The organism is Microcoleus sp. FACHB-68 (assembly GCF_014695715.1).
In the GTDB taxonomy this organism is placed as follows: domain Bacteria; phylum Cyanobacteriota; class Cyanobacteriia; order Cyanobacteriales; family Oscillatoriaceae; genus FACHB-68.
The window spans coordinates 766279-782191 of the sequence record NZ_JACJOT010000006.1; the positions used below are offsets into that span (position 1 = coordinate 766279).

The window sequence follows — 15913 nt, forward strand, 5'->3', positions numbered from 1 at the left end:
AAGATTTCTCGATAACTGCATTAATTTTCGCATATTGGTTTAAAGGGCATTACTTACGCTTCCAAAACCTTATTGGCTTGCAGAGGCTGCCTCAAAATGCCCAAGCAATTAGAAAAGAAGCCGCAATATAAGCAAACGCTTCAATTAAACCGGCTCCTAAATTTGGCACCTCTTGATTCACAATTTCATCAGATATTTTTACCCCTGGGACTAATATCAAATCAGCTAACCAGCGAATGGCAATCAGGGAAAGTAAGCAAAATACTAAAATTAATCCATACTGACTAAAACTGACAACCCAGCCTTCAAACTCTGGGGAAAATGCCACCCGAACAATATTGCCGGTGGCAATTAATAAGCCGGCAAGTGCGACTCCTGCGGCGGGGTTATTGCGTTTTTCGATTTCTCCAAACACATCGTATTTTGTGACGATTGGGTAAACAACACTTACCAAAACCAATACTGCTAAACCCATTAACCAGCAAACAAAACCAACCAGCCAACTGCCGCTATCTCCTGCCAGCGCAGCGTTAAGAATTAGCCCATTTGCAATGTGACTGCCGGCTTCTACAGCAGCAGCCCCAACATTCCGTTCTTGGATAATTTCACGCACACAATCAAATCGACGCAAAATTAAGCGATCAGCAGCCCAAGCGCCCGCCAGCATCAACAAAATAACCGTCGCACCATAGGATGCTAAATTCAATAATTTGTCTTGCCAAGCTACTAAGTTTTTGTCTAAGGCACCCCCCAATGCGAGAACGATACCGAGATAGTAACCCACTAAGGCAATGGCAACGGCTGGATTATCTTTAACAAACAGTTCCAGATTTAATTGGATTCGCCGGAATAGCTTTTGGTAAGCAAATTGCCCTAGCCAAAACACGGTAAAACCCACAGCTAATTCCAGAATAATTAGCCCTGATTGATTGAGTCTATCCATCATCCATTGGTTCATTTGCTATCTCCTTCGAGGTTGCGTAGCAGACTAATCAGCGTATCGGCTAGGCGCTCATAAAAAAAGTAATCATGAGCGCCAATTGTCGTCACCGGCACTCCCCCAAATTGACTTTTAAACTTAGAAAAATTCGCATAAGCATGATTCGGTTCGCGACTGAACCCATAAAAATCATAAACAGTGCAACCCCGTGCTTTTGCTTGTTGCATCGCAGCCCAATGTAGAGCGTAGGTTGCCATCATTTGCCGGTGTTCAAAACTGCGCCCACCATAAAGATATGTGGCGCGATTTCCCCAATATACAACTAAGATTGCTGCTAATACTTTTCCTCGCCAAGTTGCTAAGCCAATTTCTGCCATATTAGCGGCAAATAAACTTTGACAAAGGTTAATAAAAAATCCGTAAGGTTCGCCAAAAAATTGCTGTCGCTGAACTGTTTCCCAAAAAATATCGTAAAATAATGGAATTGCTTGTGAGTTAGTGGTAAATTCAGTTGCCACACCATGCCGGTTACTCAGTCGCAAATTGTAACGACCTTTGGGTTTCATCGCTGCTAAGATTTCTGCCTCATTTGGGCGCAAATCGATGAGGAGAGTTTCAGAAGGTAGTAAATCTGCCGGTGCCCTGACAAACCCTTCAAAACAAGCCGGTTTTTCAGTCCATATCGGTTCAATCCGCAGGGCAATTGCACCCACTTCTTTTGCTAAGTTAGCGGCTGTTTCTTTGAGTAGTTGTATTCCTTCATCCGCATAAGCCGGTGGAAGTATTGGGCCACCGGCAGCGATTAATAAATTTGCTTGGCTTGAATGGGGATAGTAATAGAAAATGCACCCACCCACTAAGCTTTTATCTAAAAATAAACCGTAACGAAAGGTTTTGTACCCTTCGAGTTCCTTGAAATCCGCCCATGCCCAAGACTGCATAAAACAGCCTGCCGGCAGAGCTTTAACGAGACTATCCCACAAATCGCGTTCTGCTAAATTTAGTTGCCTGATTCTTAATGATATCTTCTTTTTGACAATAAGATTTTGTTCAGGTGAACCTGTTAGCTCATTCATCATTGCTGCTATCCGATGGGTTAAAAATGTTATAAAGCCAGCCTCCTCCAATTCCTATCATAACTAACCCCACAATCTTAAGTTCCCAGTTAATGTAGCCGTCTGTATAATAGACGCTAGTACCCGAAGAATATCCACTACTCGTTCCTGAAGAATATCCTTTGGCAAATACTGCATCTGGCGTCAGTAGGTTTGCCATTAACAGCGTGACTGATAGCATCATTAAAAATTCAGCGGTTTTGGGAGGAAGGTTTACAATGGGCTGGCCGGCACGAATTTTTTCAGCTAATTGTTTGAGTTCACCTGCAATCTTTGGCGGAAGTTCCTGAGAACGCTCTAACAGAGTATTTAATAGACGCGAAAGATCGATTTCTCCTAACAGATGCCTGAGATAAGCTAACCCTTCTCTTGTCATTTTAGGGCTGTGATAGCGATGCTGCACCGGCAGCAATTTAGTAATATTTGGTTGAGCATCAGGTGAAGCAGAAGATTCATACATTTGCTCTAGCCATGCCTGCGCCATTGATTCCAGCTTGAGCAAATCACGAGAACCTAATATCGCCGTCCCAGATTCCTGAATCTCTAGAAAATCTACTGTGGTGCCGGCATTCTCTTTCTCTCCCAATTCAAACGAAGGATTAAGCAAATAATAAAATAGCTGGGGACACTCCAGTGTATGAATCGTCACATCATGGCGACTCCTAGTAATTTCCTCTGAAAATACAAAAGTTTGAAATAACTTTTCGTGAGTTATTGTCTGTAAATCTTCAGGAAATACGATAACTTCTATCTCAGACCGAAGAATTTGTGCCTGAGAACCCAAAAAAAAGCCCCAGTTTCCATAGCCATGACGGTGAAAAGAAGGAATCTCTAATTGTAATGGCTTGGCTTTCAATCCAGCAGATAATAAAGTTTGATACAAACACCAAAAACCGTTTGAGCGATTTTCAGGGGAAACCCCGTTGGTGCTGATAGTTCCCCCTGGCATGAGAACCCGATTGATTTGTTGAAACCATTCCCGACTGTAGATAGTTGTATCTTCTGGACAAGTCGGATAAGTAAAATCGCAAATGATAGCGTGATAGGAATTATCTGCAACCGTCGAGACAAACTCTAAGGCTTCTTGACTGTAAACTGTTACACGCTCATTTTCTAAGCTGCCGGCATTGTAAGGCTTAAAAGCCGTGGTGCCGAGTTCTAAAACTTCCGGATTGCAATCCACTAAATCTATATGGCTGACTTGCGAAAACCGTAAGACATCCCGTGCGGCTAATCCATCCCCGCCGCCACAGATGAGAACACGCAGATCGTTTTCTGGGAATCTTTGAAGGGCTAAAGAAACCGTTGGAATAACCAAATACTCGTGATAAAGTGCCTCATCAGCCGTATCAAACTGCAAATCGCCATTGATATAGAAAGCGAGGCCGTTCGCGTGATGTTCAATAAATAGGGAAGTTGCCATCTGTTGATTATCCGAATATTAGCAGATAAAGTCCCACAAGTAGGAACAAAGATGCTGCCACCACTTGCGCCACGGAGATTGAACGCGAATCTTGTGTTTGAGTGGGAGTAAAAACTCCTTTTTCGATATCAGAAAACTCTTCTGGTTTTACGACTTTAGACGTGTAAACGTGTAATTCTCTATCCGGCCATGCTTCAATCGCTAAATTCCACTGGTGCGAACTATCCCAGTAATCCCAAGTGATGCGAGATGTATTTTCCTCGTCTCCCTCATAACTGCCTTGAGTTTGAGATTCAAAATAGTAGTTTTTTCCAAAGCAGCGCAATTCTGGGTAAGGTGCTTTTTGCCCTTGCATATCCTGCCAAAGATTGGGCAGCACGTTATCTTCAGAGTTTGGCTGAAAAAGAGCGGGATGAGGAATTTCTGAGGCGAGATACCAGTGTACGAGTGTTTCTGGATTTTGAGGATCGACTTCTCGAAGCAAGTAATATTCTGTACCGCCTCCAGATCGCAGTAACCACTCGGCTGTTTCATAGCCATTGGGGTCTTGGTAGGTACTGTAATCGGTAACCTGCCATTGAAGACCGTGACATTTTAAGCGATCACCGGCACGTAACTGTTCGAGTTGATCTTGAATAGAAACAGGAACCATAGAAGCGCAGTGAATGTTCTAAGGGTTTTTATTCTGGGCAAATACAGCGAGCGTTATCAAGTCTGGGATTATTTCAATGGGGCATAGAGCTGCGCTGTATGAATCCCGATAAGAGAGTGAAATGATATTATTGTGTCACAGGGGTGGGTTTGTGTACCGGCAGTCGCAAACATTCGCAAACATTACTGCCAAAAAAAAAGCCCGCCTAAGCGGACTTAATGAATAAAGTTAAAATTTCAATCGCCCGAACTATCTAGCCGCAATTTGATTCCAGACTAGAATAATCTCTTGCAAATTTTTAGGTAGCTGGTCTTGAATGCTATCGGCATAGCGAGTGGTGCCGGCAGATCCAGTAAACGTCACCGTGATAAAATCAGCAGAGCCTTGGACGGCTGGATAATTCAAACCCTTAAATTGAGAAAAACGCTGCCGCTCTAAAAGTTTCTGAAACTGTTTCACTTGTTGGGTAGAAAGCCGGCGAATCTCCGTTTCATTGGTTGCGCCATTGCCATTAATCTCAACCTGAACGACTCGCCCATTCTGCTTCAGAATTGTTGCGTAGGTACGACCGGCAAAACCACCACTTGAAATCGCCCGAAAAACCTCATCTTTAGCCAAAGCCGGCGGAAGTTCACTCCTAGGAATCTGCGTTGCTTTGATAGATTTGCTGCCGCCGGCATCACCGATGTTGCTAGCAGACTCATCCAGCACAACCACAGAACCCTTGTCATTGGTGCGATAGACCCACTTTTCTTGTCCGCTTGCCGCTTCTCCATCGTCCCTGACAACCGTCACTTCCCAACCGGGTACAATCGCTTCGGTGCACATCACTTCAGGCTTATTGATACCGAGACAGCCATTAGGCCAATCCCGGCGTTCCGCCTTCACAATTAGCAACACATCAGCCGGCACCCCCAACCGCTTGGATAAATCCCGCTTCACGGCATCGCCAACCGATCCGGGCACATTCACCCCAGTTCCAGGCGGGGTATTGGGCATCCGTACCGTCTTGCCGGTGCTATCGGTGCGGTAAATCCACTCTCTGGCACCATCAGAGACAACAACTTGCCAACCTTCGGTACGCACTTGAGCGCATAATTCCTCAGGACGGGGCGCTCCCAAGCATGGATCTGGCCACGTTTTGCGTTCTGCCTTGACGATGCGAAGCCGGCCCACAGGAATGTTTTGCTGGCGAGACAAGTCTTGGCGCACAGCGTTCGCAATTTTAGCCGGCAACCTGTTGTTGCGATCTGGGCGATTGTTCAGGTTTCCCGGTGTGGGTTGGGCTTGTTTAGGGGCAGATGTCGCCGCATCCATTAATGTGATGCCGGCACCTAAAGACAGGATGCCGGTTAGCACTAAAGCCGAGACAAATTGAGAGTGCCGGTGGGAATTCTTAATTAATTTCATAACTGAAAAAGGATATTGAGAATTAGGTTGCCTAGCAAGTTTGAAGCAGTGGTTAAACGTGAATAATTTTCCGAACATTTCACCAGACATTACAGACACATTGACGGCTTTTTTGTTCCATCTAAGCTACTGAATTCAGGTGGGCGAATTCCCGACCAGGAAAAACCATCGAAAAAATATGCTGTAACTTAAGAATCAAGAGCAGAACTATTCTCAGTATAAAGTCGCCTAATTGAATTCCACATCGCCTGTTCGATTCATCCATTCAGGTGAATTTTAAAAACTACAGGAACAAACACCTTATTTTTAAAGTCGTGCGAATGCTATTGGCAACCTACTACACATCTAATTAGGTTGGGTTAATCACCCACTGTTTCACTTTGCCTAACATTGTGTATGTTAGGTTTCCTAACCCAATATTCCAAATTTTTGTCAACAGTGAAATAGAAAATTTTTAACCTGATATAAATTTTTTAATTTCATAAATAGATAAAGTTAGCAGCTAGAAAAACCTACCTGCATAAGTCAAACAAAAAGCTCAAAAAAAAGCCCCCAATAGGGGACTTGGTTGGTCTATCCCAAAACTATGTAAGTGCCATCATTTAGCCGGTCGCGCTTTCTCACTGGCGAGGCGATGAAGGCAATTCACTCACAATTTCTGTGAACACCGGCATAACTGTTCCTTGATGTAGCTTGACAAGAGAGCCGGTTGCATCTGTACGATACACCCACCGGCGAGGGCCACCGGCAACAATGACTTGCCATCCAGATACCCCTTTGGTGCAATCAGCACGATGCTCTTGGAGTTCCAGACACTCATTTCCCCAAGTATGAGGTTCTGCATGGACGATCCGCAGTGCCGAGGCCGGCATTTGTGCTCGTTCCGAGACATCCCGTAAAACAGCGTTGGCAACGGAGGCAGAAACGCTAGCACTCACCGGAGAAGTCCTCGAAAAAGGGCCGGTGGTACGCGGCAAGGTGGAACCGACGCTGAAGTATAAAATTGCAGTGAGCACAACCGCCAAGACAAATGGACGAGGCTGGGTAGCAATTGGCTCGGCGGTGGCTTCGGTAGAACTACTGGGAATAATAGATTTCATAGTCAGCGCCTTCAATCAGAAATATCAACTAAAAGTTCAATAATTAAAATTCAGTTGCACCCTGATTCTCACTGGCTCCGGAATACCCTAAAACTTTTTCCCGGGGGCTTGCGCTGTTATAAGTTTTGGTAGAATATATACTTATTGCGCTTAAGCAAGCGCAGAAAAAACTGTTTATCAGAAATTTGACGCTTGCATACAGGGTATTGGTTCCGTAAACAGTCTTATAGATCTAAGACTTCACGAACCCTTTCTTCTTTATTCTCCTGCTCTGCCATCAATTTTTACACCCAGAAAATACTGAATAATCGTCAGTTACAAACCCTGACAGATTACAACTTGTTAAGCGCCTGCTCATTAAGCAAATGCTCTCATTGATCATCTGGCGCTCAACATCCTATACGACTGAGGGGAAAAATAAGCACACGACGATGCTTCACCGGCATCGTCTTAGCCCAGCCGGCGCTCATTGCGTAGGTAAATCCGCTCAATCCCCAGTAGAATCAGCAGCAACAACAGTTGCAACTGCCAGGGTGCGAGAGCGAATCCCCAGATCAGGCAAATAATTGCTGTGCCGGCGCAAAGAATCGTATAAACATCTTCAGAAGTTTTAGAAAAGACCCAGCTTGCTCCCAGAGCCACTGCTAGTGGTATCAAATAAATCGGGAACATAATTATCATCGCTCTCATTTGGAGCGCAAACTATGGGAGTAAATCGACGCTTTTAGCCTAACACCGAACTCGGTAGTAACTCCGTAGCATAGAAGACATTGGATGCAATTTACTTTGTCTTTAGCAAATGCACCCTCATCGCCGGTAAATAACAGGACGTTCTCAATTTTGCTGTGAGAGGGGTCACACACTTCTTAATCCTTCAATCTCGACCCCATGCAGCTATCGCATTGATAGGTGAGGGCGCAACACCACATTCAAGCGCTTATTCTGGTGAGTAACGCAAACCTCTCACCGTTGCTACCGTCAAAACCAGTAATACTAACGTCCACGTCCACTCAGGAATATACTTCAAGAACATCAAGCAGCCGCTCACTGCCAGAGCCAGAAGAGTTGTAATATATGTGATCGCTACGATGGCAATCACCAGAATAAAAATAAAAAGAACTTCCCGCATAACGCCGCTACCGCTTACCCTAGCTTGCTTCGCAACTTCAGCTTGTCATACCCAAACCCAAAACGTCACTTAATTGAGAGCAAAGTTAATGAATATATAACTAAGGTACGGGGCGCACTTATCCCCACCGGCGCAGATTCGGCAAAGCAACGTTGCGAGTGCTAAACAAAACCAGCATCAAAATCAACAGCTGGATGGGCCAAGGTGCCAAGACCAAATCCAAAACAAAGCAGATCGCAACAATGGTTAGGGCCATGATGCGGGGAATTTCTCCTGATGCGCTCAGGTAGACGAAAGCAGCCCCTAGAGCAGTAAACAGCGAAATGAAAAACAATGATGACATCTGGCATCATCTCCTAGATAGGGAGCAGAAGCACACAGAGGTAAGAGTTAAAACTATCCTTGGTACGATCTAATACTATACCTCATTTTTTTTGGTGAGCGCAATCCTCAAATTTTGTGATTGTCATCACCTCCTTAAAGCAGCAGGTAATTTTGCGCTTTAAATCTAGAGGGTTCTGGTGGAAATCTTAAGTTGCGTTACGAATCGGCTAAAGTGCTTTGAGCAACCCTTTTACAGAAATCTTAAAAGTCCATTGTGAAGGGTACTGAACTGCCGATTTTATCTGCGTTTATCGGTGGTATGAAAACCCAAAACTCAATTTATGTAATAGACACTCATGAACGATGGTTCACAACCGGCAATGAAAGGAGACTTTCAAGAAAAGTCGCTTAAGCGGGTGAAATCGTCTATTTATCAAGCGTTCCAATCTAATCTACAATCTTCAGCCATCCTCTTCTGAGCGCGTAAAACAGCCGGTCAATAGCAGCGCGATCTTCTTCAGTCAGCCAGTCTTCTAATAAAGCTGACATCAGTGTAGAGCGCTGTTTATGAGTGATCAAGCCAGAAGAGGAGCTGTGACTTAAAATTTCAGAGATCGTGATGGGTTGAAAAAGTAGTTTGAGTTGCATGATGACGCCTGATTAGTCTGTCAAATAAGTTGGCAAGACAGACACATTCTGGCCGGCACCCAACTGGGATGTCACTGGCAATCAGGGGAGTTCATGAAATCTTTAAGAAAAACCAAAATAAATATAAAGTTTTCGTAAGCTTCTTCGGTATTGGTAGGGAAGAATATTGACTCCATCCTTAAAAACGCCCGAATAATATGGAATTTCCACAAACTCTCACGGTTAAGCCGGCTGTTTCAACGGATATGATTCTTCCTTCCTTGCCGGTTTAAAGTTACTGCGGTTTCAGTAGTTTTTTTTGCAAAAGCTATAGTGAAACAATTAAATTGCATAATTATTGCCTTTGCAAATTGATTATACCCGACTAAATAGCCTCGTAGTTATGCAACTTACGCGCTATAGGAGCTACTTAATTCCCAATTGTTGCCGCATCTGACTAGGGATAGCCGGCACAACTTTTTGCTGCCACACCGGCATCACCTGTTTTTGCCAAAACACGTTGAAACTCGCCGGTTGGGCTAATTGCCAAATGATTCCCGCCGCTGCTATGAGGGCAATCAGCGCTATCATTCCAGAAATTAGCGAAACGAATAAATTCGGTTTAAAAGAGCGAACGTGAGCCACACTACGCGGACGTTGGCGGATAAAAACCGGCTCAGACTTGTCCTTCTTTGTCGCCGTTGCATCGGTTGTTCGTGATTTAGTCGTTGAGGCCGGTTTCGGCACACGCAGCCGGCTAGAACTGCCAGAAGAGCCTGAAGAGACGGGTGCCGACGAGCGAGTTGATGACGTTTGCGAACTGCTGCTTTGGTTTTTCCCAAATGTGGATTGCGTATTTCCACTGGAACTGCTGCTTTGATTTTTCCCAAATGTGGATTGCGTATTTCCACTAGAGGAGAATCCGGACGATGAAGAAGCTGCTGATGCCTGATTTAAAACTTGCATCTGCTGCGTAACTGCCGACGGACGCTGGCTGGTTCGCGCCCACTGTAACAGCGCCGTCGAGGTAATGCAACAAAGATTTGGGGCATTCAGTGATTGCATCCGTTTCAATAGCGACAGACTCGTAGAGACAAAAACCACCAGCTTGCCGGGTTGTTCTTGCGCCACACCGTAGGCACATTGAGCCACTGCAACCACCAGTCGCGCTTGCCCGCTTACCTCTGCACTGGCTGCCGGTTGTAGAGATGAATGGTTACTATGAGCATTCGTCAGCTGCCAACCGCTCTTTGGCCAAAACCGCATAAATTCCCGCGCCACTTGCTCTTGGGCCGGTTCCGGGGCGCTGTCACACAGCAATTCAATTTGCTCGTAAACCACTTGAGGCACATAACAGGTGCCCACCCGCGAGTAGGTTTCCCAATCCCGCATTCTGCCGGCCATCAAGGCGAAGATATCTAATACCACCACAACCGGAGGAAGTGCACCTGATTTCATATAATTAACGTTTAAATTAATCCACTTTTATAATAATCCCGAACTCACTCTCGCTTCTGTAACAGGGTTTTCATCATTTTCACAATAAATTTTTCTCCTGAGGCTGTTGATTTATAAAATTCTCCAGGTTTATTGACGGTCATCGTAGGGCACGGCAGTGCAGTGCCCTGGAGATCGTCCCCAACATGAAAACCGAACGTGATGGATCTGAGCGATCAGCCGCCGATGCCCAGACGACCGGCAAAGCTTGGAGCGAAGGGAATCAGCGTTGCTAGCATCAGAAATAAAGCCAGTAAACCCAAAGCCGCACGGGCATCATCAGGTTCTGTTAGCTCATTTAGACTAGGGCGTTCTAAATCCCTTTGCAGAAACACGATGGCAATTGCCCAATATAGGGCTAAAGGATTTACGAAGGATGTCAGTGCAAGCACAATTAAAGTGGCGACAGTCGTGCGACCGGCAATTTTGCGACCGTAAATCGCTTGCACAACACGACCCCCATCCAACTGGCCGGCGGGCATTAAGTTAATTGCGGTCAGCACCAACCCCAGCCACCCGATGATTGTGAGTGGGTGAACATCAACGAGAGACTGTTGCAGGGCGGAACCCAAAACAACTTTTGCCAAACTGCCAACTAAAATAGAGCCTTTGAAAAACTCAGAAGGAACTTGAAATAAACTTCCTTCATGAGAAAGTACCAACCCGACGAGCAGCATTGCCAATGAAACAATGCCACCGGCTGCCGGCCCTGCAAAGGCAACATCAAACAACACCTGCCGGTTGGGCAACAGTGACTCAAATCGGTTCAAAGCCCCAAACGAGCCGAGTTGCCAAGCGGGAATGAAGAAAGGCCAACTGAAGCGAACGTTATGACGTTTGGCTATCACTTGGTGGCCAATTTCGTGCGCTAATAAAACCGCCCAGATGCCGGCACTGAAGGGCAAAATTTCCCCAAGCCGGCTCGTTTCATTAAAGAAATCAAAATTGAGAAACAATCCGCCCGTCTCAAACGTGGTGGCTATGGTGGCTAGTAGTAGGACAAGCGAGAGAATTTTTTGGCTTAAAGTCAATGGTTGCGGATCATTGCTGCTAGGCAAAACAATCACAACCGGCTTATCTTCTTGGTTGGGAACCATAAACAGCCGGTAGCGCTCATCCAATCGCTGCTGCAACTGGGCAGCTAAGCGGGTGTAAACCTTTTCAGGTTCTCCGCGCAGATTGCCCTTGAAAATTGCTCCATTTTGATAGGAGATCGTTTCAGTTGCAAAAAACGTATCAATCCCAAAAATTTCCTGGATTGTTTTGAGATCCTCAGATGGGATGGGAAGTACATCTGCTGGACGGTTTGCCGGCAGCGGTGCTGAGATAGAGGGTTCACTGTTGGTGAGATTCTCAGCCGCCTTTTCAGCGATGGCATCTAAATCTTCGCTAGACTTCAACATTGACTCAATTCGTTCTCGCAGCGCCTCATCCTGACTGGCTGCTCGCAACTGATTGCCTAAGAAGATATACAGCCCAGCTGAAGCGACCAACAAAAATAGGATGCTGACGAGGTTAAGGTACAAGCCGGCGGCGAACAAACCAAAAAATATCAACCAGGGAGCCATTAATGATACCGACTGCAACCAGGCTAAAATTCCCAGTTTGCCGAATGGCTTGGCCCGATAATACCCCCAGACCAATATGCCTACAGCAATTAGTAAAATTGCAATCGTTGCGGCATTCTCTGTTGCAATACCCATTTCCAAACCTTTGCTCCTGAGACAAGGCCCGACGCAGTCAGGCGTTAAAATCGCTGCTTATACCACAGAGGGAGCTGCGACAATTACATTTAATCTTACCTAGTGGCAACCACTAAGACGACATTAATATAAGCAAAGACGATGGAGAGGACGGGGAGATGGGGAGAGAAGGGGAAAGCACTGCTACATGATGCCGATTGGGTTGAGAAGCTTCCATTTCGCTTGGCCCAACGTTTCAAATGCTTGTCAGTGTTGAGTTTCGTCCTGTTATACCTCACCGCTCCATCTGTGCCATTCTTTTCTGAAATTGGTCTGAAGGGGCGACACGCACCTCACAGCCTTTGACGTGTCAAGGGTTAAGCGAATTATGGTAAAAAAGATAGGTCAGCAATTGTCAAGAATACCTATCTATTGAAAATTATTCTTCAATTTTATCAAACGTAGCTAGAAAATCAACTGTGCCGGTTTGAATTATTGTTTTTGTTCCAGATGATCAACGTCCAATAAAATATCAAATAAGTTAGCTTGGACAAGATTGTGAATGCCTTAACCTTACCTATTTTGTTTGTAAGCAGACGTAAAATAGTGTAGTTATTTTTATCGCACTCAATTCTTAATTATGAAAAGTTTGGAATGCTAGAGTTGAAAAAAGATTTGCATTTAGGTGAGATCAATAACCGTGAAACCTTATAATTTGAAGACTCATAATGAATGACAGTCTGTCAATCTAGAAGATTTTAAAAAATAGTTTATTTATTGTTATTATTGTATGTACCTAATTCAACCGGCAACCGCTATCAATGAAATTAGAGATCCCTAAACCGCCCAAATTTGATCGAATCGAGGATGAGCGCCGGCACCGGCAGGAACGCTTGGCGGCAGCCTTCCGCTTATTTGCCCGCTATGGATTTGATGAAGGAGTTGCCGGCCACATCACTGTGCGCGATCCCGAATTTGAAGACCACTTTTGGGTAAATCCCTTTGGGATGTACTTCGGGCATATTCGAGTTTCAGACCTTTTGCTGGTTAACCATCACGGCGAAGTGGTTAAGGGCAGCCGGCCTGTAAACGCAGCAGCTTTTGCGATTCACTCGCAAGTTCATGCAGCGCGGCCTGATGTGGTGGCAGCGGCTCATGCCCATTCAATGTATGGCAAAACCTGGTCAACTCTTGGTCGTCTCCTCGATCCTCTCACGCAGGATGCCTGCGGTTTTTACGAAGATCACGCTTTGTTCGATGACTACACCGGCGTTGTTCTTGAGTTAGAAGAAGGCAAACGCATCGCAGAAGTTTTGGGCGAAAACAAAGCTTTGATTCTGCGTAACCACGGGTTATTGACAGTCGGGCATACAGTGGATGAAGCAGCCTGGTGGTTTATTAAGATGGAACGGTCATGTCAAGCGCAGTTAATGGCGGAAGCAGCGGGAAAGCCGGTGTTAATTCAACCCGATAGCGCCCGTCTGGCCCAAACTCAAGTAGGTTCCCACCAGATTGGGTGGTTTAGTTTTCAACCATTGTATGAAATGATTGTGCGCCAGCAACCGGATCTCTTAAATTGATGTCTGCTAAAGTCACAACAGATTTCGCAGCCCAATAAAAATGCGATGCCGGTAAACGACATCGCAAATGAGTAACCACAAATAATCAGAAGTCAAAAGACTAGGGGCACAAACTCCACATCTTAATCGTGTCGTCAAAACTGCCACTAATTAGGGTTTGACCTTGTGGACTGAAAGCCAGTTTCACCCACGATGAATGTCCTTTTAAAGTGCCAACTAAACCGCCGGTGCCCAACTGCCACAGCTTGATCGTGCCGTCCATATCGCCACTAGCGAGGGTTCGGCCATCGGGGCTAAAAGCAACGGATTGAATTTGGTCGGAATGACCGATAAAGGTATTCACCAACAGTCCGCTGTCTAAATCCCACAGCTTGATGGTGTTATCCCAGCTGCCAGTAGCGAGGGTTGTACCATCTGGGCTGATAGCAACTGACCAAACGGCGTCTGAGTGACCTTTAAGGGTGTGCCGTAGTTGTCCTGTGCGCCAATTCCACAGCTTAACGGTGTCATCAGAACTGCCACTGGCTAAAGTTTGGCCGTCTGGGCTGAAGGCAACGGACTGAACTTCTTCAGAGTGTCCCCGCAGGGTTCGCTGCTGGTTGCCGGCCCGCCAATTCCACAGTTTAATTGTGTTGTCTTCACTGGCGCTGGCTAGAGTCTGGCCATCTGGGCTAAAGGCGAGGGAAAAAATGGCTTCTGAGTGACCGTTCAAGGTGTCGCGCAGTTCGCCAGTGCGAAGATCCCAGATTTTGATGGTTTTGTCTTCACTGCCGGTGGCAAGGGTTTGGCCATCCGGGCTAATGGCGACTGTCCAAACTGCACCAAAGTGGCCGGCTAGAATGGTTTTCAGTTGGCTACTGCCGAGATCCCATAGTTGAACGGTGCCGTCATAACTGCCGGTGGCAAGGGTTTGGCCATCGCCACTGACGGCGACTGACCAAAATGGGCCGCTATCAACCGCAAACGTTCGCAGGGGTTGAATGTTACTGTCCAGACGGGGGGCTGAGTAGCTGAGGTCTGGCAGGGTAATGGGCATTTCTTCGGGGTTATAAGCGCTGTGTGGCACAGGAGCCGGCACACGAGCGCTGAGTGTTGCCATCAAAATTGCGATGGTTGCACCGCCGATAGCACCTGCCGCTAACCGTGTTTTGTGCGGTGTTGCCGGCGACACCAGTGCCCAGGAATTCAGGTCTTTGAGGACTAGGGCGGCTGATTGGTAGCGCTTTTTAGGGCTGCGTTCCAGCAGTTTGTCGAGGATCGCGCCTAGGTGAGGATTCACCGGCGCACTTAAATAATCCCGCCACACCCAAGTTTCTGTTTTAATATCAAACAGATCAAAGGGAGATAGCTGAGTCAGCAGGTGAATGCAGGTGACGCCTAAGCTGTAGAGGTCGCTGCTGGGAGTGGCTTTGCCTTGGGTTTGTTCTGGGGCGATGTATTCGGCAGAACCGCTAACGCGTCTTTGTGCCGGCAGACTGGTGCCCGTCAGTGTCACATCACCATAATCAACTAAAATCAGCTTGCCGTCAGGCCGGCGAATGATATTTTCTGGTTTAATATCACCGTGAACAATTTGGTGGTTGTGCGCGAAGCTGAGTACCGGCAGCAGATCTTTCAATAATTCGCGGATTTGGGGTTCGCTGAAAGTGCCGGTGTCTGCGACTTCTAAGGCTAAGTTTTCCCCTTCTATATACTTTTTCACCAAATATTGGTGGCCATCTTGTTCAAAAGATGCCCACAACTCAGGAATCAAAGGATGTTTGCCTAATTCATCTAGCTGTTTTGCGGTTTGGGAAAACGTTTTTGAATGCCGGTGTTTTATCCCTTGTGCTGAGGGTGAGGAAACAGCCGCATCTGTGACGTTTTCACCGAAAAACTGCTTAATTACGCAGCGGGGTTGAGAAGGTTGATCTTCGTCTACTGCGAGAAAGGTTCGCCCCGTAGCGCCTTGACCTAGGAGTTGTATGACCTGGTAGCGATCTTTGAGCAGCAATTTTGCTCCGCAGCTCTGGCAAAAACCTGTACCATTATGATTCTGGGGATTCTGGCAATCGGGATTGAGGCAATAACTCATATCACAAAGGAATCATAGGACTGATATCTATAGTAAGTCTTCCACAGAATTTTCCGGGTTCCGGGAGTGAGGAGTCTGAGAAAAAATGATTCAGGGTTGAGCTACTGATATCGCTGCTGGTGGCCTGCCGGCATCATTTTAAGAGTAGAAAGTCAAAAAAATGTTAGGAAAGTAACAAAAACGTTCTTAATTTTTATTTTTTATTCTTCATTATTCTTTATTTTCTATTTTTCCTCTCAACGTCGTGCCGGTTAAAGTTGCTAAGTGGAGATCATTTTAGATTTTAACTTTAATATTTCCTGAGAGACTTGACGTTTGGGTAGGAGTTAAGTTAATAGAAAATCACCTGAGAATCAGGCA

14 protein-coding genes are annotated in these 15913 nt (G+C 45.9%); 1 reads left to right on the forward strand and 13 read right to left on the reverse strand.

Features of this window, described 5'->3' with window-relative positions:
• Positions 1-91: 91 nt before the first annotated feature.
• The 12 genes from H6F73_RS07695 to H6F73_RS07750 all read right to left on the reverse strand — a co-directional run bounded on the left by H6F73_RS07695 (position 92) and on the right by H6F73_RS07750 (position 11920).
• Positions 92-958, reverse strand: a complete 867-nt coding sequence (locus tag H6F73_RS07695) for a DUF350 domain-containing protein (protein WP_190758168.1) — start codon at positions 956-958, stop codon at positions 92-94.
• On the reverse strand, positions 955-2019 hold the full coding sequence (locus tag H6F73_RS07700; protein ID WP_190758169.1) for a peptidoglycan bridge formation glycyltransferase FemA/FemB family protein: 1065 nt from the start codon (positions 2017-2019) through the stop codon (positions 955-957). The genes H6F73_RS07695 and H6F73_RS07700 overlap by 4 nt, the downstream gene beginning before the upstream one ends.
• On the reverse strand, positions 2009-3478 hold the full coding sequence (locus tag H6F73_RS07705; protein ID WP_190758170.1) for a spermine synthase: 1470 nt from the start codon (positions 3476-3478) through the stop codon (positions 2009-2011). Before H6F73_RS07705 ends, H6F73_RS07700 begins: the two co-directional genes overlap by 11 nt.
• 7 nt (positions 3479-3485) lie before the next feature.
• Complete coding sequence (locus H6F73_RS07710) at positions 3486-4130, reverse strand: DUF4178 domain-containing protein (protein ID WP_190758171.1); 645 nt, start codon at positions 4128-4130, stop codon at positions 3486-3488.
• Between the two features lie 249 nt (positions 4131-4379).
• Positions 4380-5540 (reverse strand): hypothetical protein, encoded by a 1161-nt coding sequence (locus H6F73_RS07715; protein WP_190758172.1) that lies wholly within the window; start codon positions 5538-5540, stop codon positions 4380-4382.
• Positions 5541-6160: 620 nt separating this feature from the next.
• Positions 6161-6640 (reverse strand): hypothetical protein, encoded by a 480-nt coding sequence (locus H6F73_RS07720; protein WP_190758173.1) that lies wholly within the window; start codon positions 6638-6640, stop codon positions 6161-6163.
• Between the two features lie 450 nt (positions 6641-7090).
• Positions 7091-7321, reverse strand: a complete 231-nt coding sequence (locus tag H6F73_RS07725) for a hypothetical protein (protein WP_242072364.1) — start codon at positions 7319-7321, stop codon at positions 7091-7093.
• Positions 7322-7577: 256 nt separating this feature from the next.
• Positions 7578-7769 carry a hypothetical protein gene (locus H6F73_RS07730; protein WP_190758175.1) on the reverse strand — a complete coding sequence of 64 codons (192 nt, stop codon included), beginning with the start codon at positions 7767-7769 and terminating at the stop codon, positions 7578-7580.
• 118 nt (positions 7770-7887) lie between these two features.
• Entirely contained in the window at positions 7888-8112 is a 225-nt protein-coding gene (locus H6F73_RS07735) for a hypothetical protein (RefSeq protein ID WP_190758176.1), read from the reverse strand.
• A 428-nt stretch (positions 8113-8540) separates the two neighbouring features.
• Positions 8541-8741, reverse strand: a complete 201-nt coding sequence (locus H6F73_RS07740) for a hypothetical protein (RefSeq protein WP_190758177.1) — start codon at positions 8739-8741, stop codon at positions 8541-8543.
• A gap of 405 nt (positions 8742-9146) precedes the next feature.
• Positions 9147-10178 carry a PIN domain-containing protein gene (locus H6F73_RS07745; RefSeq protein ID WP_190758178.1) on the reverse strand — a complete coding sequence of 344 codons (1032 nt, stop codon included), beginning with the start codon at positions 10176-10178 and terminating at the stop codon, positions 9147-9149.
• A 215-nt stretch (positions 10179-10393) separates the two neighbouring features.
• On the reverse strand, positions 10394-11920 hold the full coding sequence (locus H6F73_RS07750) for a site-2 protease family protein (protein WP_190758179.1): 1527 nt from the start codon (positions 11918-11920) through the stop codon (positions 10394-10396).
• Between the two features lie 800 nt (positions 11921-12720).
• Here H6F73_RS07750 and H6F73_RS07755 point away from each other — a divergent pair.
• Complete coding sequence (locus H6F73_RS07755; RefSeq protein WP_190758180.1) at positions 12721-13479, forward strand: class II aldolase/adducin family protein; 759 nt, start codon at positions 12721-12723, stop codon at positions 13477-13479.
• 100 nt (positions 13480-13579) lie between these two features.
• On the opposite strand, the gene H6F73_RS07760 is transcribed toward H6F73_RS07755, so the two are convergent.
• Entirely contained in the window at positions 13580-15553 is a 1974-nt protein-coding gene (locus tag H6F73_RS07760) for a serine/threonine-protein kinase (RefSeq protein ID WP_190758181.1), read from the reverse strand.
• Positions 15554-15913 lie beyond the last annotated feature (360 nt).